Below are 19,475 nucleotides of genomic sequence, written 5' to 3'. Positions count from 1 at the left end.
GGGGGGGGGGGCGCGGGAAGGGGCCAACCAGGGGCAGCCGACGGGGAGGGGGGTTTGTCGCGGTGGGGGGGGGGGGGAGGAAGAAAACCCCCACTTCCCTCAGGACTCCCGAGATGCCTTCCGTTCAGGCGTTCGGACGGAGCGTCCAGACCACCGTCATCTCGCCGGTCACCGCACCGTCCTCGCGGGTGATCGCGATGGTGACGGGGAACTCGGGGCGCTTTCCCTCGTCCAGCTCGGCGACGACGTCCGCCACCGGCCGTCCGAGGGTCGCGGTCGCCGTGACCACTCCCATCGCCAGCTTCTTGTAGGCGATCTCGGCCTCGACGGCGAGCGGCACGGCACGGGACAGCTGGTCACCGAAGGCGGCGATCACGATGGCGCCGCTGGCGGACTCGGCGAGGGTGAACATCGCGCCCGCGTGCGGCCCACCGACGTGGTTGTGGTAGTCGGCCTGGTCCGGCAGGCGGACCACGGCACGCTCGGCGGAGGTCTCCAGGAACTCCAGGTTCAGGGTCCTGGCCATGGGCACCGTGGCGGCGAGCATCTCGCCCACGGACATCTGGTCTGCGCTCATGCGTCGGATGTTACCCGCGAGTAAGAGCCCTTGGCCATTCCCCTCGGGGGCGGGCGTCGCGGCGAACACCGGGCACCTCTATGGTTACTGGCCATGTGGCCAGGACAACAGCCGCCCGGGGGCGAGCAGAACCCGCAGGACCAGAACCCGTACATGCAGCCGGGGTACCAGCAGCCGAACCCGTACGCGCAGCCCGGGCAGCAGCAGCCCGGCTACCCGCAGCAGCCGCCCGGCTATCCGCAACAACCGGGCTACCCGCAGCCCAATCCGTACCAGCAGCCGACCGCACCCCAGTACGCCGTTCCGGGACCGCCCCAGCCAGGGGGGCCCGGACCGTCCCAGGACCGGAAGAAGACGGTGATCGTCGCGATCGCCGCGGCCACCGCGGTCGTCGCCGCAGCCACCATCACGGGCGTCCTGGTCTTCAAGGACGACGACGAGGGGTCCCAGCAGGCCAACGGCAAGAAGCCCGTCTCCTCCTCCGAGGCACCGGCGCCGCCCGTCTCCTCCCCCGTCGAGAATCCGCGCGACGGCTCCAGCACGGGCGAGCCGCAGATCCCGGGCTGGAAGGTCGTCACCAACCCCAAGCACGGGACGCAGTTCGACGTTCCGCCGACGTGGGAGGTCGCCGGTGCCGGCGTCGGTGCCGGCTTCGAGGACGCGAAGAAGGGCGACGGCTCGCCACTGATCATGATGTCGGCGCCTGCGTACTTCAAGAGCAAGTGGTGCTCCGTCGACTCCGACAAGGACGGCCGCATGGAGGACACCTCGCTCGGCGGTACCGGGACCAAGGGCGGCCAGGGCGCGAAGAACACCGCCAGCGCGGCCCGCAGCGAGGCGGGCACCTGGGTGTGGGGCGCGTACGCCCAGAAGGACCCGCTGGACATCGTCAAGATCACCACGCCGAAGCCGTACACGACGAAGTCGGGACTCACCGGGCACGTCGCGATGGCCACCGCCGTGGGGGTGAAGAAGTCGACCAAGTGCGACACCGACGGCAAATCGATCGCGTTCTCCTTCAAGAACGCCAAGGGTGACTTCGCCGCCTGGGTGCTGTACGCCAACAAGGGCGTTCCCGACGAGATCCCCAACGCGACGATCCAGCAGATCCTCAGCACGGTACGGCTCGCGAAGGGCTCCGCCTCCTGATCCGTCGGCACCGCCGGGGCGGCGGCAGCCCTGAGGCGACCGGACCGCCGCCCCACGAGCCGTGCGCTCCGCCGTCCCGGGCCGGCCGCACCGACACACCGCAGCCGCCGCTCCACCACACCGGGCACCCGCGCTCGTTCGTACGCCGGCTCTCGACACCGAGGCCACCGAAGTCGCCTCACCGGCTCCTCTCGTGCGCCGGGGATTTCCCCGGGACCCGCACATCAGCTGATGGCGAACCCGAAGGCGAGTCGACAGGTCAGCCGACGCTGAAGGCGCCGTCGGGCGGCTCGGGCGAGGCCACGGCGTCCGCGTCGCCGACCGGCTGCGCGTCCCCGATGAAGCGGCGCAGTGCGTCACCGTGCTGGACGCGCGCGGGGAAGGCGTCGGAGGCCGCGCGCCGGGCGAGCGCCACGGTGTCGACCGGGCGGTGCGAGGCGACCAGCACGGCGTTGCCGAAACGACGGCCCCGCAGCACCGAAGGCTCGGCGATCAGCGCCAGCTCCGGGAAGCAGGCGCCGAAGGTGGCGAGTTGGGAGCGGAGGAAAGCGAACGGCGCCCCGTCGGCGAGGTTCGCCGCGTAGACGCCGCCCGTGCGCAGCACCCGGTCCGCGGCCCGTGCGTACTCCAGGGACGTGAGGTGCGCGGGCACCCGGGAGCCCCCGAAGACATCGGCGATCACCACGTCTGCGGAATCCGCCGGCGCCTGCTCCAGCCACTCCCGGGCGTCCGCGGCGTGCACGGCTATCCCGGCCCCCGACGACAGCGGGAGCCGCTCGGTGACGAGCGCCAGCAGACCGCGGTCCGCCTCCACGACGTCCTGGCGCGACCCCGGGCGGGTGGCCGCGACATAACGGGGAAGGGTCAGGGCCCCTCCGCCGAGGTGCAGTACGTCGAGCGGTTCGCCCGCGGCGGTCGCGCAGTCCAGCACGTGCGCCAGCCTGCGCGCGTATTCGAACTCGAGGTGCGTGGGCTCGTCCAGGTCGACGTAGGACTGGGGCGAGCCGTCCACGGTCAGCAGCCAGGCCCGCTCCCGGTCCACGTCGGGCATCAGTTTGGCGGTGCCCTGGTCGACCGTTCGGGTCACCGGAAGAGCCTCGTTCACCCGCCCTATTGTGCTCCCCCGCGCAGGACGGTGTGCCCGCGGGGCCGGCGCGCGCGGGACTCCCCGCCGGCCGGACGGCCCCAGTGCTTCAGCCGCGCCAGATCGCGCGGACCGCTTCCGTGTGGGCCTCCGCCTGGGCCAGCCCCGCGCGCGCCGAGGGTGCCCGGCGAGCGGGGTCCAGGACGTTGCGTCCGAACGCCCGGCGAGCGGCCCGGTCCGGTGTGATCAGGACGACACGGGCCCCCGCTGCGGCCAGCCGCGACGCCTGCGCGCGGGCGGACGGCACCGGGCCGCCGCCGACCGTGATGGGGGCGACGATGACGACGGTGCCGTAGCCGGCGGCCAGGTCCGCGTTGGTGGACGAACGCACCCCACCGTCGATGAAGCGCCGCCCGTCGATCGTGACGGGCGGCCACACACCGGGTACGGCGCAGCTGGCGCCGACCGCGTCGAGCAGGTTCACCCCGCTCTCCCGGTCGAACGCGTGGAACACCCCGGTGGCCGCGTCCACCGCGGTGACCACCAGCCGCCGCGACTCGGGCCACTGGTGGGTCAGCAGCCGTTCCGCGAACACGGCGCGCCGCAATTCCTCCGGTTCGGTGCGTGCGGCCAGCGCGAGACGCCCCATCCGCGCACCGTAGGCCTCGGCGTCGCGGGAGCGCAGGACCCCCCACAGGTAGCGCGCGAGCACCGTCGGCCCCATACCGGCGGGCACTTCCCCCTCAGGGTCGGCGAGCTGACGGTCGTACAACTCCGAAAGGGTGAGGAGGCCGGAGGTGAGCTGGGCCCCGACGACCGACCCGGCCGAGGTGCCGACGATCAGATCGGCGCCGGTCGTGTCGGCTCCCGCCCGTGCGAGCCCGTGCAGGACGCCGATCTCCCAACCGATACCGGCCAACCCGCCACCGCCCAGCACCAGTGCCGTGCGCTGCTTCTTCGCTGCGTCGTCGTTGTCCGCCATGGCAGCAGTGTGGCGGGTACGGGACGGGCCCGCCCGCCGCACGAGCGGCGAGCGGGCCCGGGGAGCGGTACCGACCGGTCCTCGGATCACTCCTACTCGGCGAGCACCTCGGTCACCGTGCCCGCACCGACGGTGCGGCCCCCCTCGCGGATGGCGAAGCCGAGACCGGGCTCCAGCGGCACCGCGCGACCGAGTTCGACGGTCATCGTGACGGTGTCGCCGGGGCGGGCGATCGCCCGTTCGCCGAGGTCTACGTCCCCGACGACGTCCGCGGTCCGGATGTAGAACTGGGGCCGGTAGCCGGTACCGATCGGCGTCGTCCGCCCGCCCTCATGGCCGGACAGGACGTACACCTGTGCGAGGAATCGTCGGTTCGGTGCCACGCTGCCGGGAGCGGTGACCACGTGGCCACGGCGCACGGCGTCGCGCGGAACCCCTCGCAGCAGTACGGCCACGTTGTCGCCGGCTTCGGCGGAGTCCATGGGCTTACCGAAGGTCTCCAAGCCGGTGACCACGGTCGAGAGGCCCGCTCCGAGCACGTCAACATGGTCGCCGACCCGCACGGTGCCGCGCTCGACGGCCCCCGTGACGACCGTGCCGCGTCCGGTGATGGTGAGCACGTTCTCCACCGGGAGCAGGAAGGGGGCGTCCGTGTACCGGACCGGCGTCGGCACATAGGTGTCGACCGCGTCGAGCAGCGCCTCGATGGCCTTGGTCCACCGTGGGTCGCCCTCCAGTGCCCGCAGGCCCGAGACCCGGACGACGGGTACGCCGTCGCCTCCGTAGCCGTGCGCGGTGAGCAGCTCGCGTACCTCCAGCTCGACCAGGTCGATCAGCTCCGGGTCACCGGCGTCGGCCTTGTTGAGGGCGACGACGATGTGGTCCACGCCGACCTGGCGGGCCAGCAGGACGTGCTCCGCGGTCTGCGGCATGATCCCGTCCAGCGCGGAGACCACGAGGACGGCGCCGTCGAGTTGCGCGGCTCCGGTCACCATGTTCTTGACGTAGTCGGCGTGGCCGGGCATGTCGACGTGCGCGTAGTGCCGGGTCTCCGTCTCGTACTCGACGTGCGCGATGTTGATGGTGATGCCGCGGGCGGCCTCTTCCGGCGCCCGGTCGATGCGGTCGAACGACACGTACTGGGTGGGGCCTCCGGTGCCGCGCTCGCTGAGCACCTTGGTGATGGCGGCGGTCAGTGTGGTCTTGCCGTGGTCGACGTGGCCCATGGTGCCGATGTTGAGGTGCGGCTTGGTGCGCACGTATGTCGTCTTGGACATGGCTGTTGCGGTTCCTTCCCGGAACTCGAAGCATGAGCGGGACCCCCGGGCCCTACCGACCCTCCCCCTGCGGGGTCCGCGGAATGTCCGGGAAGGGTCAGCTTCGGGCGCCGTCGAAGAGTGCGGCGGCGATGGCGGCGGTCGCCGCGACGGGGGCCGCGTCCACGGCCGCGGCCGCGTGGAGGGCGGCCGCCGCGAGGAGTTCGGCAGCCTTCGGCGCGTCCGCGACTGCGGACGGCGCTGCGAAGAAGGCGAACCGGACCATGCATCGATGATCGCCGTACCACGCGGCTCACGTCGAACGGTTTTCCCCGTGCTGGTGGTCCGCCTGCGAGAGCACCCGGCCCGACCGGGTGCGCGGCTCAGAAGTTCTTCAGCGCTTCGCGGACGGAGAGCGGGGAAAGACGGTCACGGGCGTCCCCGACGAAACAGCGGACCGCGTCCGGGGCGGTCTTCGCGTACTCGCGCAGGCTCCATCCGATCGCCTTGCGGATGAAGAAGTCCGGGTGGCCCGACTGACGGAGGCAGTACCGGAAGAGTCGTTCCGCGTCGGTCGCTTCCTTGTAGCGGAGCTGGTGCAACAGGGCCGTGCGCGCCGTCCAGAGGTGCTCGTCCCCGATCCACTCGTCCATGGCGGCGACGAGCTCCTCGTCGGCCGCGACGAGCGGGCCGATGACGTGCGCGGCGAGCGCGTCCACGGTGTCCCACCACGGGACCGTGGTGATCAGATACCGCACCACGGGGAGGAAGCCGGGGGTACAGCGTCCGACGTACCGCCGCAGGTAGTCGACGGCGAAGTAGTGGTACTCGCGCTCCGGCAGCTGCCAGCAGCGCAGGGCCACGGCCGTGCAGTCGGCCTCCTCGGGCTGTGGGGTGCCGTCCAGGACGCTTCGTGACAAGGCGCGGCGATCCGACGTCCGGATGCCGAGGAACGGGGCGACGCCCTTCATGTACGCCGCGGAACCCTGCGCCCTGTGCGCGTCGGCCGCCCCGGGGTAGACAGTGGTGAGCCGCGCGAGCAGGGTGTCCGCCAGGACGCTGACGGGCTCCTTCGGTGGCTTCCGCCGGCGCGGTTCCGGTGGCGTCATGCGGCACACCTTACGGCGAACACACCGGATTGTCGGTTAGTCTCCCCGGATGCTCGCCCCCGTTCCCGGGCCGCGCGACGGCCTCGCCCTGCGCTGCGGCCGGGCCCTGGTCTCACCGTGGTCACGCCTGGCACTGCTGGTGCTGGTGCTGGCGTGCGCGGCGTCGACGGTGCTGGCGTACGAACCGCAACGCCTGCTGGCGACGGGATGGCCCCTGCACGTGGGCGGCGCTGGCGCGGTGGTGCTCTTCGGTGTGGCGTACGGACTGTGCACCGCGGCCTTCGTGCCCCGTCCCCTGCTGAACCTGGCCGCCGGGGCTCTGTTCGGTTCCCAGGCGGGGCTGGCGGCCGCGATCGGCGGCACGGTGCTGGGCGCGGGCATCTCCTTCGCCCTCGGGCGCATCCTCGGGCAGGGTGCGCTCCGGCCGTTCCTGCGCGGACGCTGGCTCAAGGCCGTCGACGGCCAGCTGAGCCGCCACGGCTTCCGCTCCATGCTGGCCGTACGGCTCTTCCCCGGAGTGCCCTTCGCCGCGGCGAACTACTGCGCCGCGGTGTCCCGGATGGGGTACGTGCCCTTCCTGCTGGCCACCGGGCTCGGCTCCCTGCCGAACACCGCCGCCTATGTCGTGGCCGGGAGCAGTGCCGCCTCACCGGCGTCCCCGCTGTTCCTGGTCCCCACCGGCTTCATCGCCCTGTCGGCCGTGGCCGGCGCGGTCATCGCCTGGCGCAAGCGCCACCGGCTCACCGGCCCGGGATGACCCGGAGCCGGTCGAGACCCCGCGTGCTCCTCGACGGCCGCCGGGCCGCGGGCCGTTGTGCTCCTCGGCCATCGGGGGGCCGCACCCGGCGGGGCCGGAACGGCCGTCTTCCCCCCGCCTTCCGGCGACCACCTGCCCGCGCGGGTTGCTCGTTGCTCATTGCCCATCGCTCATCGCGATGGCGTGTGAGGAACCGCACGGGGAGAAGGCCACAACCTCGCCTTCTTCCGCCCCGGGGGCCGCCCGGGGACCGAACACCCCGGCGCGGTCCATCCCGTGCCGCCCGCTGGGCGCAGGCCCGCTCGCGGGCCGATCACCCGATGACGCTACGCTGCGACGCGACGGACGCATGATCGCGGCCTCACCCGACGTCCAGAACATTCAGACCTGACCAGCACTTGGATGGCTTAGCTTTCATGTCGTGGTTCGAATCATTCATCCTCGGGCTCGTCCAGGGGTTGACGGAGTTCCTGCCCATTTCGTCCAGCGCGCACCTGAGGCTCACGGCCGCGTTCGCCGGCTGGCACGACCCGGGGGCGGCCTTCACCGCGATCACCCAGATCGGCACGGAGACGGCGGTACTGATCTACTTCCGCAAGGACATCGCCCGGATCGTCTCCGCCTGGTTCCGTTCGTTGACGGACAAGGCGATGCGCAGCGACCACGACGCGCAGATGGGCTGGCTCGTGATCGTCGGCTCCATCCCCATCGGTGTACTCGGCATCACGCTCAAGGACCAGATCGAGGGCCCCTTCCGCGACCTCCGGCTGATCGCCACCACCCTCATCGTGATGGGCATCGTCCTCGGCATCGCCGACCGTCTGGCCGCCCGTGACGAGGACGGCGGGAAGCACCGCGCCGTCAAGCAGCGGAAGACGCTCAAGGAGCTGAGCATCAGGGACGGCTTGATCTACGGCGTCTGCCAGGCGATGGCCCTGGTCCCCGGTGTCTCCCGCTCCGGGGCCACGATCAGCGGCGGTCTGCTGATGGGCTACACCCGCGAGGCGGCGGCCCGTTACTCGTTCCTGCTGGCCATCCCTGCCGTGCTCGCCTCGGGCGTCTTCGAGCTGAAGGACGCCGGCGAGGGCCATGTGGCGTGGGGCCCCACCATCTTCGCGACGATCATCGCCTTCGGCGTGGGCTACGCCGTGATCGCGTGGTTCATGAAGTTCATCACTACCCGGAGCTTCATGCCGTTCGTCATCTACCGGATCATCCTCGGTATCCTGCTGTTCGTGCTGGTGGGAGCCGGTGTGCTGAGCCCGCACGCAGGTGAATCCGGCGGCTGACAGGGCCGCCGCAAGGGGGCGCGATCTAGCATTTCCGTGCACCTGATTGCAGCTCCACGCCATGATCATCTCCCACTTTTCTCCCACTCATCTCCCACCCGGGGAGGCGGGATACTCCCCCTTAGGGCGTGTGCGTCCGCAAAGTAGGGGGGATGACGCGGAAGGGCCCGCACGGCCGTGCGGGCCCTTCCCGTACAGAGGGTGGAGCGGGTCAGCTGAGGTTCATGTCCGGCCTAGGCCGTGTGTCGAAAGTGGATCTTGGGCTGTGAATGATCACGGTTCATGGGTCGGGGAGATCTCACGGACGAGCAGTGGGCGGTGCTGGAGCCGTTGTTGCCGAAGGGTGCCAGGTCAGGGCGGCCACCCGGTGCGGGAAGTAGTCCAACGGTAGCCGGAGCGGGCTCGTGGCGAGGCGGGACACGATCATCACGCCCCGTTCCCGGGTACCGTGCGGAGGCCGCGGGAAGGTCACCGAACAGCATGCCCTCTCGAACTGCTCGGCCATGACCTCGCACCGCGCTCCGCGCCGTTTCTGCGAGGACGAACACCGGCTCCGCCAGGGCGCATCCGACCTGATCGACGGCATCCGCCACTGAAACCGCCGCGAAGGCACGGCGGAGTCGGGAAGTCGACCCTTCGCGCCTTCGCCGGGAGAAGCCACCCGAGCGCCAGCCAAGCCCTCCACTGCGGGAAGCCGACGACCGTTGTCGGTGCGGGACCGTACGCTCTATGAATGCTCTCCCCCTCCCGGCCTCACGGAAGGCTGCGACCTGCCGCTGCGCGGATCAACGCGGCCATCCGCCGGCTCATGGAGGAGCCCGACAGCCCCAGCCGCGCGGACACCATCGTCGGCCGCTGACCCGCCACCGCCTGGCAGCGGCAGAGTGCAGGCCCCGACGCGAAGGCCCCGCGCTACTGCGACTGGGCCTGGACCCACATCGGTGTCGACGAACACCGCCACCTGCTCGTCCGCCGCAACCGCACCAGTGGTGAACTGGCCTTCTACCGCACCACTCCCAGCAACGATGCGTGCAAGCTCTGGGTGTCGAGCACCACCAGGCTGGGGTCGGCTTTGCGCCCCCGGCTCTCGCGGACCTGCCAGGGCAGCAGGTCGTGGGTGGTCTGGTCGGTGCCGTCGTCACGCCACTTGTAGAAGTAGTACTTCACCGCTCCGACCGGGGGTAGATCGTGGGGGAGGTAGTCCCACTGGCAGCCGGTACGGGACTGGCAGAGCAGGGCGTTGACGATCTCCCCCGCATCTCGTAGGCACCTTGGTGGCCGCTGACGGAGGCATACTGGGCCTTCCAGGAGGCGATGACGGTCTCGATCAGGGCCCACCGCTCGTCGGACAAGTCGTTCTTGCAGGGCTGGCGGTCGCTCACGAGGCCAGCTCCCCTACAGCCCCGATACGCCTGGACCACACATTCCAGCAATAACAAACACGGCATCGCGTCACATGCCGCCCTCTTAGCGTTTCACACGGTTTGATCAAGCAGGAGCCAGGGGATGCATTCCGGCCTCTGGCCCGTTCTCGCTCGGCAAAACTCTTCGAGCGCTTCGCGGACTTGCGCTCTTGGAATAGCAGCCTCTCGCGGATAGTACCTGGGAGTTCCGGGATCCGCGATCAATTCAGGGTCGAACGAAGGCGGATTCTGGTTTCCCGAAGTCCAGATGAATCGGGAGATATCTTCACCAGATGCTCCTTCCGGAACCTCGCTGGTCCACCACTTCAGCGCTCCGTACCCGTTTCTGGTGTTCACCGAGACGTACAGGTAGTTGGTGGCCCATTGCTCATCGGTCTCTTCCGGGTACTTTCCCTTGACGATGCTGACCACAGCCCTCTCGGGTACGATCTCGAAACCGTCGCGGGTTTCCCCTTTCTGGATAAGATCGTTCATGATGTGCTCAAAGAGAGAATCGATCTCCTGCTCGGAACGGGCATAGATTTCCCCGACGTGAGTGCCACCAAGAACGATCACGCTACCCTCACCGATTCTCGGAACTTTGGAGTGGCAGCCAGACCGCAGATCGCAGTCTGGCCTCAGGCTGCAGCCACACGTGAGCCTGCGCCTGACGCGAGCGGATCACGCCGCCGAGAAGGTCAGTGCCGACCATCTCGACAACCTCGCCGTCCACGGTGGCGACCGGGCGCTGCAGGCGCTCGGTGGTCGCGGAGCGCAGGGCGAAGTTGTCCTGGTCCGTCGTCTGGTGGTCGACGGGGGCCTCGATGAGACCGTTGCGCAGGTTCGCGACGAACGCGTCGACGTCGTTGGCGTTGAGAGCCATAACGAATTCCTCTCCTCCGTGATTACCCCGGTTCCAATACTTCGGATCGGGCTGCGGATTGAAGATTTCACGACCATGATCACGTGTCAAGGAGAATTTTCCAGGCCTTTTGCATTCCAGATATTGGATATCGAAACACATCGCACGCCATATGCGCCAATCCAGACATTGCGGCGGGGAGGAGTGGCGTCAATCACATCCAGATGCTGGGTCGCGTGGAACCGCGGCTCGGTTCATTACGTCCACCAACCCAAGGAGTTTCAGGCGCGTCGAATAGCGTAGTAGTGTCAGCCAAATGCGTCTCCTGGAATCTCTCTCCGTGTTGCGTCACAGGCCATTTCGGCTCTTTGTCACGGCCCGCCTCATATCCATGAGCGGGTCGGCCATGGCGCCAGTCGCTCTGGCCTTCGCAGTGCTCGGCTTCGACAGTGATCCGGCGTCACTGGCGATCGTCCTGGCCAGCAACACGGTGCCCCAGCTGGTTCTGCTGATGGTCGGCGGGGTGGTCGCCGACCGGTTCTCCCGGCGGCACCTGATCGTGATCGGCAACCTGGTGCTGGCGCTCACGCAGTCCTGCGTTGCGCTCCTGGTGTTTGCTGGAGCCGCCACGACCGCTCGAGTTGCCGTGTTCGCCGCCATTGCTGGTGGCGCCTCGGCGCTGATGCAGCCCGCGATGAACAGTGTGCTCCCGCAGATCGTCGACGGCGCGCAGTTGCAGGAGGCCAATGCGCTCCTGCGGCTTCCGACCAATGTCATCAGGATCGTGGTGCCGGCACTCGGAGGAGCTCTCGTCGCATTCGTCGGACCGGAATGGACTCTCGGCTGGGACGCGGTGACTTTCGCTATCGCGGCTATTCTGTGCAGCCGACTTCCCGTCTCCGGAATGGTGAAATCAGGAGCCTCCGTACTCCGCGACTTCCGTGACGGATGGAGTGAGTTCGCCAGCAGGCTTTGGCTCTGGTCCTATGTGCTTTCCGGAACGGTGGTTGTCGCTCTCTGGCTCGGCGGATATCAGCTCCTCGGCCCTGTCGTCGTCCATGACCTGAACCTCGGTCCCGCTGTTTGGGGAACCATTCAAGGATGTTTTGCCGTTGGTCTGCTCCTCGGCGGGCTCATTTCACTGAAATGGAAACCGTCGCGCATCATGGTCGTCTGCGTGTGTGCGAATCTCCCCCTGGCGCTTCCCCTGCTCGCCCTGGCCGCGGGCGCGCCCCTGGTGTGGCTATCCGCGTCCGCTGTGCTGGCCGGCATCGGACTCGACATCGCGATCGTGTGCTGGAATACCTCGATCCAGGAGCAGCTGCCAGCCGCCCTTCTGGGGCGGGTGAGTTCCTTTAGCTCCATTGGCGAACTCATGGCGGTACCGCTGGGCTATCTCGTGGTGGGAGCCACCGCGACCACCGTGGGGCCGTCGTCCGTTCTGGTCGTCAGCGCCATCGTGATGACGATGGCCACCCTGGTACTGCTGGCCACACCAAGCGTGTGGGCTGTACGGCGGCTGCCGTCTGAGTTGCCGTCCCTCAGCGCTGCGCGAGTCTAACTGGCCAGCCCACACACGGCGTGGTGTCGTCGCCGCACCAGCCGGTTGCTGCGGCAAGCGGATCTGCTCTGCCGCGGCCCTGGCCAGAGCCCCGATGTGTGAGGTCACCATAGGGGATAGGTATCAAGGCTCACCGGCTCGCTCTGCTCTGCCGTCTCCTGCGCCGGCCGACGGCCACCGTGCCAGAAGGACACGAACGCCACTAGTACTCCAGCAGGATTTCGGTGTCTGATCTGGTCTTTCGCTGGGTGGCGGGAGTGTAGCGGGACTTCGGTCGTGCGGGGGCGGTCTCATGGGGACCGCCCCTCGGTCGTGGGACAGCGCCGCAGGTAGTGACAGCGGCGGGCGACTGCTTGGCGTCTGCGGCGCCAGTTCGACCAGCTCAGTGCGTGGTGTCGTCCGCGGTGTCCGCTCAGGTGCGGGGGCCGGGGACGACAAGCTGCCAGGAGTCGCCGAACCTCCGCCACTGTGAGCTCGACGACCCCGACCGCCCCACTGGTTGCGCCCCCTTTTCCCGGGCCTGGTGTGCCGTGGCGGCCAGGAAGGCGTGCGCGAGCATGGTCAGGGTGATGTGCCGATACCAGCCCGTGTAGCGGCGGACCTCGTACTGGTCCAGGCCGCATTCGTTCTTCGCGGCCTGGAAACACTCCTCGATCGCCCAGCGCGCTCCGGCGACCCGCACCAGCTCCTGGACGGTGACCTGAAGGGGCGCGTAGGCGAGGTAGTAGGCGATCTCGTCGGGCCTGCTGATGCTGCGCCGGGCCAGTGCCCACCGCATCCGGTGGGGGACCTCGCCCTGGTAGTCGAACTCGGCGACGGGCGGCAGTCGCACCGCCGCCCAGTGATAGATGCGGGGTCCCTTCGCGCCGTCGCCGCAGGAGATCTGCTCCCATGCCTCGTCGGGAGCTTGTGCGAACAGGTCCTCGATCCGTGAACAGCCCACGCTGAACTGGGACTTGGGGACGGCCAGTACGTAGCCGGCGCCCGACTGTTCCAGCAGCCGACGGAATCGGTTGTCCTGTCCGTAGGCGGAATCCGCGGTGACCCAGGCGATGGGCAGCGGCGAGGCGAGGGCCCGCAGCACCATGTGCCGGGCCAGTTCGCCCTTGGTGGCGAACCCTCGCTCGTCAGGAACCTTTGCGGTGCGGCAGCGTTCACGGTCCTCGGTCCAGGACTTGGGGAGGTAGAGCTCACGGTCGACCAGGGCCCGGCCCAGGGTCGTGGCGTAGGCGGCGAAGACGCCGATCTGGCAGTTCTCGGTGCGGCCTGCGGTTCCGGAATACTGACGCTGGACCCCGGCCGAGGTGGTGCCCTTCTTGATGAAGCCGGTGTCGTCGATGATCAGGACACCACTGTCCTCGGCGAGCTTGTCGGCGACGTATTGCTGCAGGTCGTCGCGGATGTCATCGGGCTCCCACTTCGCTCCAGCGAGCAGGTGCTGCAGGCCGTCGGGCGTCGGGTGGCCGGCCTGTTCGGCCAGCTGCCAGCTGTTCTTCCGGGCCACGGGGGCGAGCAGGCCGCGAACGTAGTCCCGCATGCGGCGGCGTAGTTCCACCCGGCCGAAGCGATGGCCGATATTCACGAAGAGGTCGTCCAGTTCCAGGTCCCACTGCGCGGCAACACCCTCGGTGATCACGTGGGGAGGCTGCCCAGCACCCTGTCACTACCTGCGGCGTTGTCCCACGATCGAGGGGCGGTCTCCATGAGACCGCCCCCGCACGACCGAAGTCCCGCTACACTCCCGCCACCCAGCGAAAGACCAGGTCAGACACCGAAATCCTGCTGGAGTACTAGTACTCCAGTGCGGTTTCGTGATCTATCCGCCGGTCTCGTCGGCTGACCGTCGTCGGTAGTGGCTGTATCGGGCTGTTGCCTGGTGGCGTCTGCGCCAGATTGACCAGCTCAGCAGCCTGGCTGCGGTCACGGCCGGCGTGCCGAAGATAGTGGTAAGCAGGTGGCAGATCTCCGGGACGGTCAAGGAGATCGGTTCGCTGCTGCGGGCTGGGCGGTGCGGATCGGTGGGCCGCTTCGGTGCCGCGTCGGCGGCGACGGCGGCCAGCCCGCCGCGCCCTGACCCAGGAGCCGAAACCGGGCCCCACCCACACCCCGACACACCATCAGACGCTCACGTGACCGACAACGTGACAGCACCCCAGGTCGGCAGCGTCTGGTCGGTGGATCGCGGGTGGTATGACGGTGTGTCTGTATGGCCGCACAGGGTGCGTGTGGCTTGATCGTCGGGCGGTCCCGGCAGGGGCCTCAACACCAGCCGACGTCCGTGGCACGTTCTGAATGCCGCGCTCTTTGTCGAGGAGTCTCGTGGGACCGACCCTGCAACATGCCATGTTCCATCGACGTGGCGCGGGAGCCGCGGGTGAGCTGCGGCGCCCGGTCGCGGCTAGGCGTGCTGCCGTCCTGTTCGCTGCGGTGGCACTGCCGGCGGCACTGGTGGTGCCCACGGCCACGCCCGCTACTGCGACGGCGCCTGTGACGGTCACCTTCAACGCGGGCGCCAACCAGCCCTTCACCGTCCCGTCCAGCGTCACCCAACTGTCCGTCACCGCGACGGGCGCCGCGGGCCAAAACGGGCCCAACGGTGGTGCAGGCGGCAACGGCGCCACTGTCATCGCCACCGTCACCGTGCCGCCGGGCACGACCACCCTCTTCGTCAACGTCGGCACGGGTGGGGGCCTCGGCGGCGGGCCGCTTCCAGGGGGTGACGGCGGCGGCTCCAGCGATGTCCGCACCTGCAGCTCGGCCGGCCCCGGCTGCACCCTGACCGGCGTCCCGGCCACCGACCCCCGCCTCATCGTCGCGGGCGGCGGAGGCGGCGGCGGAAGCGGCAGCATCTCCAATTACCCCAACCCGGAGGCCACCGGCGGAGACGCCGGAGATACCAGGGAGGCTGGGGAGGCCGGCGGCAGCAGAACGGACAGCGGCCAGGGCGGCGGCGGCGGAACCCAGACAGCCGGCGGCGCGGCCGGAGCCGTATGTCCCGCCAGCGGTACATCAGGCACTCCGGGCACGGCCGGCGCCGGCGGCACCGGCGGAGGCGCCTACGGGGCGGGCGGAGGCGCCTACGGGGCGGGCGGAGGCGGAGGCGGCTGGTTCGGTGGAGGCGGCGGGGGAGGCTGCAACTTCATCAGGAGCATCCCTCCCTCATACGGCCCCGGTGGCGGCGGCGGCGGGTCGAATCTCGTCCCCACGGGTGGTACCTCCGCACCCGCCGCGGGGCGGGCCAAGGTGACCATCACCTACAACCCGGCGCCCCCCACCTGCGCGACCGCCACGCCCACCATCACCGGTACCCACCGCGACGATGTCCTGACCGGTACCCCGGGCGACGATGCGATCTTCGCTCTCGCCGGGAACGATGTGGTCGTCGGCCGCGGTGGTAACGACCTGATCTGCGGCGGCGACGGCAATGACGTCCTTACTGGGGGCGACGGCAACGACCGCGTCGAGGGCGGCAACGGCAACGACGCTCTGTCCGGCGGCGCCGACAACGACGCACTCATCGGCGGTCCCGGCAACGACGCTCTCAACGGCGGTCCCGGTACCAACACCAACGACGGCGGAACCGGCCACAACAGCTGCGTCAACTCCACCAGCGGACCCGGCTGCTTCTGACCCACCCCACCCACCTCCGACCTGACCGACGAAACATCAGAAACGAGCCCCGGCGCATCCCTCGTCGCAGCGGCGGCCAACGCACGGGGCCCCGTTTCAACGTCCTCAGTCACGGCAGCTGCCAACAGCTGCCGTGACAGGGACACTGCGGTCACGACAGTCTGATGTGACCGTCGCATTGAGCGATGGCCACGGTGGGGGTGTTTCGGACCGTCGTCGTGATCGGATGTTCTTCGCCCAGCACCCGCACGCTGTCGGTGAGGGGACTACTCGAACGGTGGCTCGGTTCAAGAGATGACCGAGCCGTCGGCGAGCTGGTTCTCGTAGCGGTGACCGGTCTCGCTGTGCTCGCTCCAGGTGGTGACCACCATGTCGTCGGCCGCGCTCATGCCGTGCCTCCGCTGGCCGGTGCCAGTTCGTCGGCCCGGTCGGCTACTCGCTGCTGCTCCTGGCGGCGCTGCCGCTCGGCTTCCTCTCGCCGACGGTCTTCGGCGAGCTCCTCCTGGACGACCGCGTCGGCGTCCGGGTCATACGGGCCGCCGGTCGCGGCGAGTAGCCGCACGACGCGCCGCCACTTCGCGAGCTCCGCAGCACGGCGGCCGCCGTCGTCGGCCGCGGCTTCGTCGCGGCAGTCCAGGTTGCGCCTCGCTCTGAGGAGACAGGACGGCGCAGGCGGGCTGACCGTGCAGCTGGGTGCAGGTGAGCATCCTCGTTGCATGCCGACGACGAGAGCGGGTTGGCACGCACGGCTCTCACGACGTGGTCACGGTGGTGAAGACGACCCGCTGCAAGCCCACTGGCTGGCTCGAGACCGTGAGAACGACTACGCGGTCACCGGCCTCGCCGCCCATCAAACCCGCCCCGCCGACCTCGCTGCCGCCATTCGCGGGCACTGGGGCATCGCAAATTCCTCCCACTCCATCCGGGCAATCCGTCACGAACCCGAACGAGCACTCGCCACCCTTGGCGTCATCAACAGCCAGGATACTCACGGAACTTGATCAAGCCCTGACATGGAACGTCACCAACGCATGGGCAGGCACTGCGGGTTCAACCTGCCTACCGGCTCCCTGCACTGCAGGGGTTATCTCCACGGCCTACCGCGTTTATAGAACATCTACTCGTCGTTTATTGGCCTGTGTGAGTCTGCATCCGGAACGAGCACCACTCACAACGAGGAGCCAGACAGTGGCGATATTCGTCGGCATCACCGAGTACAGCCCCGAAAAGAAAAATATCCAGGACCTCATGAAGCAGGTTGAGAATACCATTGCACAGATGGCGGCGAAGAAGGGGTGGAATGCAACGGACGTGACGGAAAAAACGAAGTCGGCCAAGAAGAGCGTGGGGGCGCGCTTCAAGGAGAAGGCGGTGCGCCAGTTCGACAACTACGAAAAGCTGGTCGATGCACTACTTGGGGAGCTAAACGTAGATAGCCTCAAGAAGATTGGTGCAGACATTCGGGGGCATGGCTCCACGCAAGAAGAGCTGGCGGCCAAGTTCATCAGCGGCCACACGAGCAGGGATCGGCTGGTTGATTGGGCGAGAGGGCACATATCCAACGAAAAGGCATACGAGAAGACGGGTAAGGCATCACAGGACCCGACTCTGTACACGAAGGACAAGGAGGTCGGTCTGCAGCCTGACATTTGGTCCGATAAAGCCGTTGGGGTCGTAGGTCCGCCGAGCAAGGCTAACAACCTGTCCAGGTACAACCAGATCATGGGGGACCTTAGCAGGATAGCCTCCGACCACAAAGTAGCAGCGTACTCCTTTATCCATCGGGGTGGAAAATATGAGGACGAGCACCGCGAAAACGTTGTCAAGCTAATCGATGCAACCAAGAAGCATGCGAATATCACAATGGTGATCATCAATGGGAACGGTGATTGGGTGGTGGCTTCGAATGACGCCGACACCCTGAAGGCTCAACTGAAGTGAACAAGCCCAAGGTGTAATGTCCTAGAATTCTCCGAAAATCGAGCAGGAGGGCCCGACCACCCGGCCCTCCTCTCACACCACCGGACATGCGGTCTCGCGTCCGGCGGCGAGGGACTCGTCGGTCGCACTCCGGCAGGAGCACTGGAACACCGCCAAGGGGCTGCCCTCTCTTTGGTCTTGACGACGGCGATGTAGTGGCCTTCTTCGCCTTGACCAGCGAGGTGGTGTTGGCCTTCGCCAAGGGGAGGACATCGAAGGTGTCGGCGAGGCCGAGTGGGCAGGTGACGGCGCGGCCAGGCGGGGTAGGCCCTTGGGGGACTTACCATGCACGGCGATGACCTGCCGTGATCGGGGCGTCAGGGCATCCGCGGACGCGGTGATGCGGTGCCGGTCGGCCAGGTAGGCGCCCACAGCCTGGTCCAGGGCGTTTGCCGTCAGGTGCCTGAGGGGCGCGTCCGAGAGGGTGACCGGCTTGAGGCTGCGTCGCCAGCGGAGTAGGTGGCGACGTACCCCGAGGGGTGCCGGCAGCGCATTCGCGGCCCGCTCGCCGAACTCGGCGATGCTCTTCGCTCCGCAGACGGCCGCGCCAGCAAGATCGCCGTCAGCGAGTACCAGCGGCCCCGGCCTGAGCGTGGATCCGGAACCGATTCAAGGTAGGGACGCAGGTCAGCGATCCGTTCCCTATCCAGCGGCCCTAGTTTCTCCAGCGCGGCAGGGATGGGGCAAGCTGCAACAGCAGGCACGGGACGTCCTTGTGATCATCTGGCTTCGACACAACAATGATCACGAACCCCCGTGCCTGCTCTGCTACCCGCCCTACCTGCTGATCGCCAACACTCCACGCAATCACCGAACTTGACGGTGCCCTGGACTCGCGGGGCTCGAAAAGAACGTCACCTCGCGCTCTGCGCTGTCGACGATCGCTCCGTTGGCGGTCGTCACTATGCAGGTGTCATCTGCTGGATTCCTCGGCTTCACGGTGAGCCCCGTGTAGGCATGGGTGTACTGAAAGACGCCTGCGGCCGCTTTGCGCGCTGATGGAGAACCCTATGGCCAGGAGCATGGCGCCGCCGATCTCGGACAGGGTGATCGCGGTAACGCGCATATCCAACTTCTATGAAATTCAGAGAAATGACGGGATAGCAGGAATACGCTCACGCCGTTGCTCTGTCACGCGCCCACGCAGAACACCAATGAGCGGCCTGCTGCCCGTTGGCGTGTCAGTCGGGTGAGGCTTGGCTGGTCTGGGGCTGGGGGATTTTGGATGGTTCGCGTGCTGGTGGTGCACGACTCGAGGCTGCTGCGGTCAGCCCTGGTCGCCCTGCTCCGGGAGGAGTCGACGGTGGAGGTGCGCGCTGTTTCCTGGTCTGGGGCGCCGGCCGCGGTGGCCTCTTCACGTCCTGACGTGTGTGTGATCGATGCCGACTGCCCGGGGCCACAGCGGACCGGCGGTAGGGCGGAGGCTCTCGCCCGAAGCGGCACAGCGCTGGTGGTCCTGGCGACCGTGACCTGTCCCAGACGGCTGTGGGAGGCGTCCACGACGGTCGCCATAGGCTCTGCGGACAAGGACGCCGATCCCCGCCGGCTGCTGGAGGTCATCGAGCGGGTGGCCGACGGTGAAGGGTACGTGGCTCCGACCCTTGCCGCCGCTTTCCGCCGTACCGGGCAGATGCCGTTGCCCCGTGGTGAACTGCGGGTCCTGGAGCTTGCCGCTGATGGAGCGACGGTGTCACAGATTTCCCGGAAGCTGGATCTTGCTGTGGGGACGGTGCGGAACTACCGAGCAATGCTCAAGACCTGTGGATCGGCCGCGGGAGGATGCGGAGGGCGTACCTTCCCGAATGATCCTGTGATGGTCACCGAGTAGGCTCGCGT

At 68.2% G+C, this 19,475-nt stretch carries 20 protein-coding genes; 8 read left to right on the top strand and 12 right to left on the bottom strand.

Translation table 11 applies throughout. The features are described from left to right. Window positions 1–124: 124 nt before the first annotated feature. Complete coding sequence (locus tag ACFXOM_RS23245) at window positions 125–562, bottom strand: DUF4442 domain-containing protein (protein WP_384949259.1); 438 nt, start codon at window positions 560–562, stop codon at window positions 125–127. 108 nt (window positions 563–670) lie between these two features. Between ACFXOM_RS23245 and ACFXOM_RS23240 the strand changes: the two genes are divergently transcribed. Next, a complete protein-coding gene (locus ACFXOM_RS23240; RefSeq protein ID WP_384943051.1) occupies window positions 671–1,726 on the top strand; it encodes a hypothetical protein in 1,056 nt (351 codons plus the stop codon). A 259-nt stretch (window positions 1,727–1,985) separates the two neighbouring features. Here the strand turns inward: ACFXOM_RS23240 and ACFXOM_RS23235 are convergent, their stop codons facing one another. The 5 genes from ACFXOM_RS23235 to ACFXOM_RS23215 all read right to left on the bottom strand — a co-directional run bounded on the left by ACFXOM_RS23235 (window position 1,986) and on the right by ACFXOM_RS23215 (window position 6,157). After that, window positions 1,986–2,831 carry a spermidine synthase gene (locus ACFXOM_RS23235; RefSeq protein ID WP_384943053.1) on the bottom strand — a complete coding sequence of 282 codons (846 nt, stop codon included), beginning with the start codon at window positions 2,829–2,831 and terminating at the stop codon, window positions 1,986–1,988. Between the two features lie 88 nt (window positions 2,832–2,919). Then, window positions 2,920–3,792, bottom strand: coding sequence for a patatin-like phospholipase family protein (locus ACFXOM_RS23230; protein ID WP_385039077.1), 873 nt, complete (start codon window positions 3,790–3,792; stop codon window positions 2,920–2,922). Between the two features lie 92 nt (window positions 3,793–3,884). Continuing rightward, window positions 3,885–5,069 carry an elongation factor Tu gene (tuf, locus tag ACFXOM_RS23225; RefSeq protein WP_384943057.1) on the bottom strand — a complete coding sequence of 395 codons (1,185 nt, stop codon included), beginning with the start codon at window positions 5,067–5,069 and terminating at the stop codon, window positions 3,885–3,887. A 97-nt stretch (window positions 5,070–5,166) separates the two neighbouring features. Next, on the bottom strand, window positions 5,167–5,334 hold the full coding sequence (locus ACFXOM_RS23220; RefSeq protein WP_384943059.1) for a hypothetical protein: 168 nt from the start codon (window positions 5,332–5,334) through the stop codon (window positions 5,167–5,169). A gap of 97 nt (window positions 5,335–5,431) precedes the next feature. Further along, the gene (locus ACFXOM_RS23215) at window positions 5,432–6,157 is read right to left on the bottom strand and encodes a DNA alkylation repair protein (RefSeq protein WP_384943060.1); all 726 of its coding nucleotides are present in this window, start codon (window positions 6,155–6,157) and stop codon (window positions 5,432–5,434) included. Window positions 6,158–6,206: 49 nt separating this feature from the next. On the opposite strand from ACFXOM_RS23215, the gene ACFXOM_RS23210 reads away from it, so the two are divergent. The 3 genes from ACFXOM_RS23210 (at window position 6,207) to ACFXOM_RS23200 (ending at window position 9,062) form a co-directional block, all read left to right on the top strand. Further along, window positions 6,207–6,914 carry a TVP38/TMEM64 family protein gene (locus tag ACFXOM_RS23210; protein WP_384943062.1) on the top strand — a complete coding sequence of 236 codons (708 nt, stop codon included), beginning with the start codon at window positions 6,207–6,209 and terminating at the stop codon, window positions 6,912–6,914. Window positions 6,915–7,330: 416 nt separating this feature from the next. Continuing rightward, a complete protein-coding gene (locus ACFXOM_RS23205) occupies window positions 7,331–8,203 on the top strand; it encodes an undecaprenyl-diphosphate phosphatase (RefSeq protein ID WP_384943064.1) in 873 nt (290 codons plus the stop codon). Window positions 8,204–8,936: 733 nt separating this feature from the next. Further along, window positions 8,937–9,062: a hypothetical protein gene (locus ACFXOM_RS23200; RefSeq protein WP_384943066.1), complete on the top strand. Its 126-nt coding sequence runs from the start codon at window positions 8,937–8,939 to the stop codon at window positions 9,060–9,062. A 143-nt stretch (window positions 9,063–9,205) separates the two neighbouring features. Here ACFXOM_RS23200 and ACFXOM_RS23195 read toward each other — a convergent pair whose 3' ends face one another. The 4 genes from ACFXOM_RS23195 to ACFXOM_RS23180 all read right to left on the bottom strand — a co-directional run bounded on the left by ACFXOM_RS23195 (window position 9,206) and on the right by ACFXOM_RS23180 (window position 10,489). Then, window positions 9,206–9,439, bottom strand: coding sequence for a transposase (locus ACFXOM_RS23195; RefSeq protein WP_385039239.1), 234 nt, complete (start codon window positions 9,437–9,439; stop codon window positions 9,206–9,208). Further along, window positions 9,367–9,585, bottom strand: a complete 219-nt coding sequence (locus tag ACFXOM_RS23190; RefSeq protein ID WP_385039247.1) for a hypothetical protein — start codon at window positions 9,583–9,585, stop codon at window positions 9,367–9,369. The genes ACFXOM_RS23195 and ACFXOM_RS23190 overlap by 73 nt, the downstream gene beginning before the upstream one ends. A gap of 93 nt (window positions 9,586–9,678) precedes the next feature. Next, entirely contained in the window at window positions 9,679–10,182 is a 504-nt protein-coding gene (locus ACFXOM_RS23185; RefSeq protein ID WP_385039074.1) for an Imm1 family immunity protein, read from the bottom strand. 7 nt (window positions 10,183–10,189) lie between these two features. Further along, a complete protein-coding gene (locus ACFXOM_RS23180; RefSeq protein ID WP_384943070.1) occupies window positions 10,190–10,489 on the bottom strand; it encodes a hypothetical protein in 300 nt (99 codons plus the stop codon). A gap of 295 nt (window positions 10,490–10,784) precedes the next feature. On the opposite strand from ACFXOM_RS23180, the gene ACFXOM_RS23175 reads away from it, so the two are divergent. Then, on the top strand, window positions 10,785–12,029 hold the full coding sequence (locus tag ACFXOM_RS23175; RefSeq protein WP_384943072.1) for an MFS transporter: 1,245 nt from the start codon (window positions 10,785–10,787) through the stop codon (window positions 12,027–12,029). A 412-nt stretch (window positions 12,030–12,441) separates the two neighbouring features. Here ACFXOM_RS23175 and ACFXOM_RS23170 read toward each other — a convergent pair whose 3' ends face one another. After that, complete coding sequence (locus tag ACFXOM_RS23170; protein ID WP_385039071.1) at window positions 12,442–13,665, bottom strand: IS701 family transposase; 1,224 nt, start codon at window positions 13,663–13,665, stop codon at window positions 12,442–12,444. Window positions 13,666–14,372: 707 nt separating this feature from the next. On the opposite strand from ACFXOM_RS23170, the gene ACFXOM_RS23165 reads away from it, so the two are divergent. Then, a complete protein-coding gene (locus ACFXOM_RS23165; RefSeq protein ID WP_385039068.1) occupies window positions 14,373–15,659 on the top strand; it encodes a calcium-binding protein in 1,287 nt (428 codons plus the stop codon). Window positions 15,660–16,044: 385 nt separating this feature from the next. Here the strand turns inward: ACFXOM_RS23165 and ACFXOM_RS23160 are convergent, their stop codons facing one another. Then, entirely contained in the window at window positions 16,045–16,377 is a 333-nt protein-coding gene (locus ACFXOM_RS23160) for a hypothetical protein (protein WP_385039065.1), read from the bottom strand. A gap of 470 nt (window positions 16,378–16,847) precedes the next feature. On the opposite strand from ACFXOM_RS23160, the gene ACFXOM_RS23155 reads away from it, so the two are divergent. Both ACFXOM_RS23155 and ACFXOM_RS23150 read left to right on the top strand, forming a co-directional pair. Beyond that, window positions 16,848–17,600: a hypothetical protein gene (locus ACFXOM_RS23155; RefSeq protein WP_385039063.1), complete on the top strand. Its 753-nt coding sequence runs from the start codon at window positions 16,848–16,850 to the stop codon at window positions 17,598–17,600. 1,264 nt (window positions 17,601–18,864) lie between these two features. Beyond that, the gene (locus tag ACFXOM_RS23150; RefSeq protein ID WP_385039060.1) at window positions 18,865–19,467 is read left to right on the top strand and encodes a LuxR C-terminal-related transcriptional regulator; all 603 of its coding nucleotides are present in this window, start codon (window positions 18,865–18,867) and stop codon (window positions 19,465–19,467) included. Window positions 19,468–19,475: the final 8 nt, after the last annotated feature.

It is taken from the genome of Streptomyces sp. NPDC059169 (assembly GCF_042755225.1).
Lineage (GTDB): Bacteria > Actinomycetota > Actinomycetes > Streptomycetales > Streptomycetaceae > Streptomyces.
The sequence above is the reverse complement of the archived record's forward strand: the minus strand, read 5'-3'. Positions and strand labels throughout refer to the sequence as shown.

What these genes read in the sequence shown, in the direction of transcription:
- ACFXOM_RS23150 (WP_385039060.1), top strand. Translation starts at nt 18,865, where the DNA reads ATGGTTCGCGTGCTGGTGGTGCACGACTCGAGGCTGCTGCGGTCAGCC.
- ACFXOM_RS23180 (WP_384943070.1), bottom strand. Translation starts at nt 10,489, where the DNA reads ATGGCTCTCAACGCCAACGACGTCGACGCGTTCGTCGCGAACCTGCGC.
- ACFXOM_RS23220 (WP_384943059.1), bottom strand. Translation starts at nt 5,334, where the DNA reads ATGGTCCGGTTCGCCTTCTTCGCAGCGCCGTCCGCAGTCGCGGACGCG.
- ACFXOM_RS23230 (WP_385039077.1), bottom strand. Translation starts at nt 3,792, where the DNA reads ATGGCGGACAACGACGACGCAGCGAAGAAGCAGCGCACGGCACTGGTG.
- ACFXOM_RS23205 (WP_384943064.1), top strand. Translation starts at nt 7,331, where the DNA reads ATGTCGTGGTTCGAATCATTCATCCTCGGGCTCGTCCAGGGGTTGACG.
- ACFXOM_RS23215 (WP_384943060.1), bottom strand. Translation starts at nt 6,157, where the DNA reads ATGACGCCACCGGAACCGCGCCGGCGGAAGCCACCGAAGGAGCCCGTC.
- ACFXOM_RS23175 (WP_384943072.1), top strand. Translation starts at nt 10,785, where the DNA reads ATGCGTCTCCTGGAATCTCTCTCCGTGTTGCGTCACAGGCCATTTCGG.
- ACFXOM_RS23165 (WP_385039068.1), top strand. Translation starts at nt 14,373, where the DNA reads ATGTTCCATCGACGTGGCGCGGGAGCCGCGGGTGAGCTGCGGCGCCCG.
- ACFXOM_RS23245 (WP_384949259.1), bottom strand. Translation starts at nt 562, where the DNA reads ATGTCCGTGGGCGAGATGCTCGCCGCCACGGTGCCCATGGCCAGGACC.
- tuf (WP_384943057.1), bottom strand. Translation starts at nt 5,069, where the DNA reads ATGTCCAAGACGACATACGTGCGCACCAAGCCGCACCTCAACATCGGC.
- ACFXOM_RS23200 (WP_384943066.1), top strand. Translation starts at nt 8,937, where the DNA reads ATGCTCTCCCCCTCCCGGCCTCACGGAAGGCTGCGACCTGCCGCTGCG.
- ACFXOM_RS23240 (WP_384943051.1), top strand. Translation starts at nt 671, where the DNA reads ATGTGGCCAGGACAACAGCCGCCCGGGGGCGAGCAGAACCCGCAGGAC.
- ACFXOM_RS23160 (WP_385039065.1), bottom strand. Translation starts at nt 16,377, where the DNA reads ATGCAACGAGGATGCTCACCTGCACCCAGCTGCACGGTCAGCCCGCCT.
- ACFXOM_RS23210 (WP_384943062.1), top strand. Translation starts at nt 6,207, where the DNA reads ATGCTCGCCCCCGTTCCCGGGCCGCGCGACGGCCTCGCCCTGCGCTGC.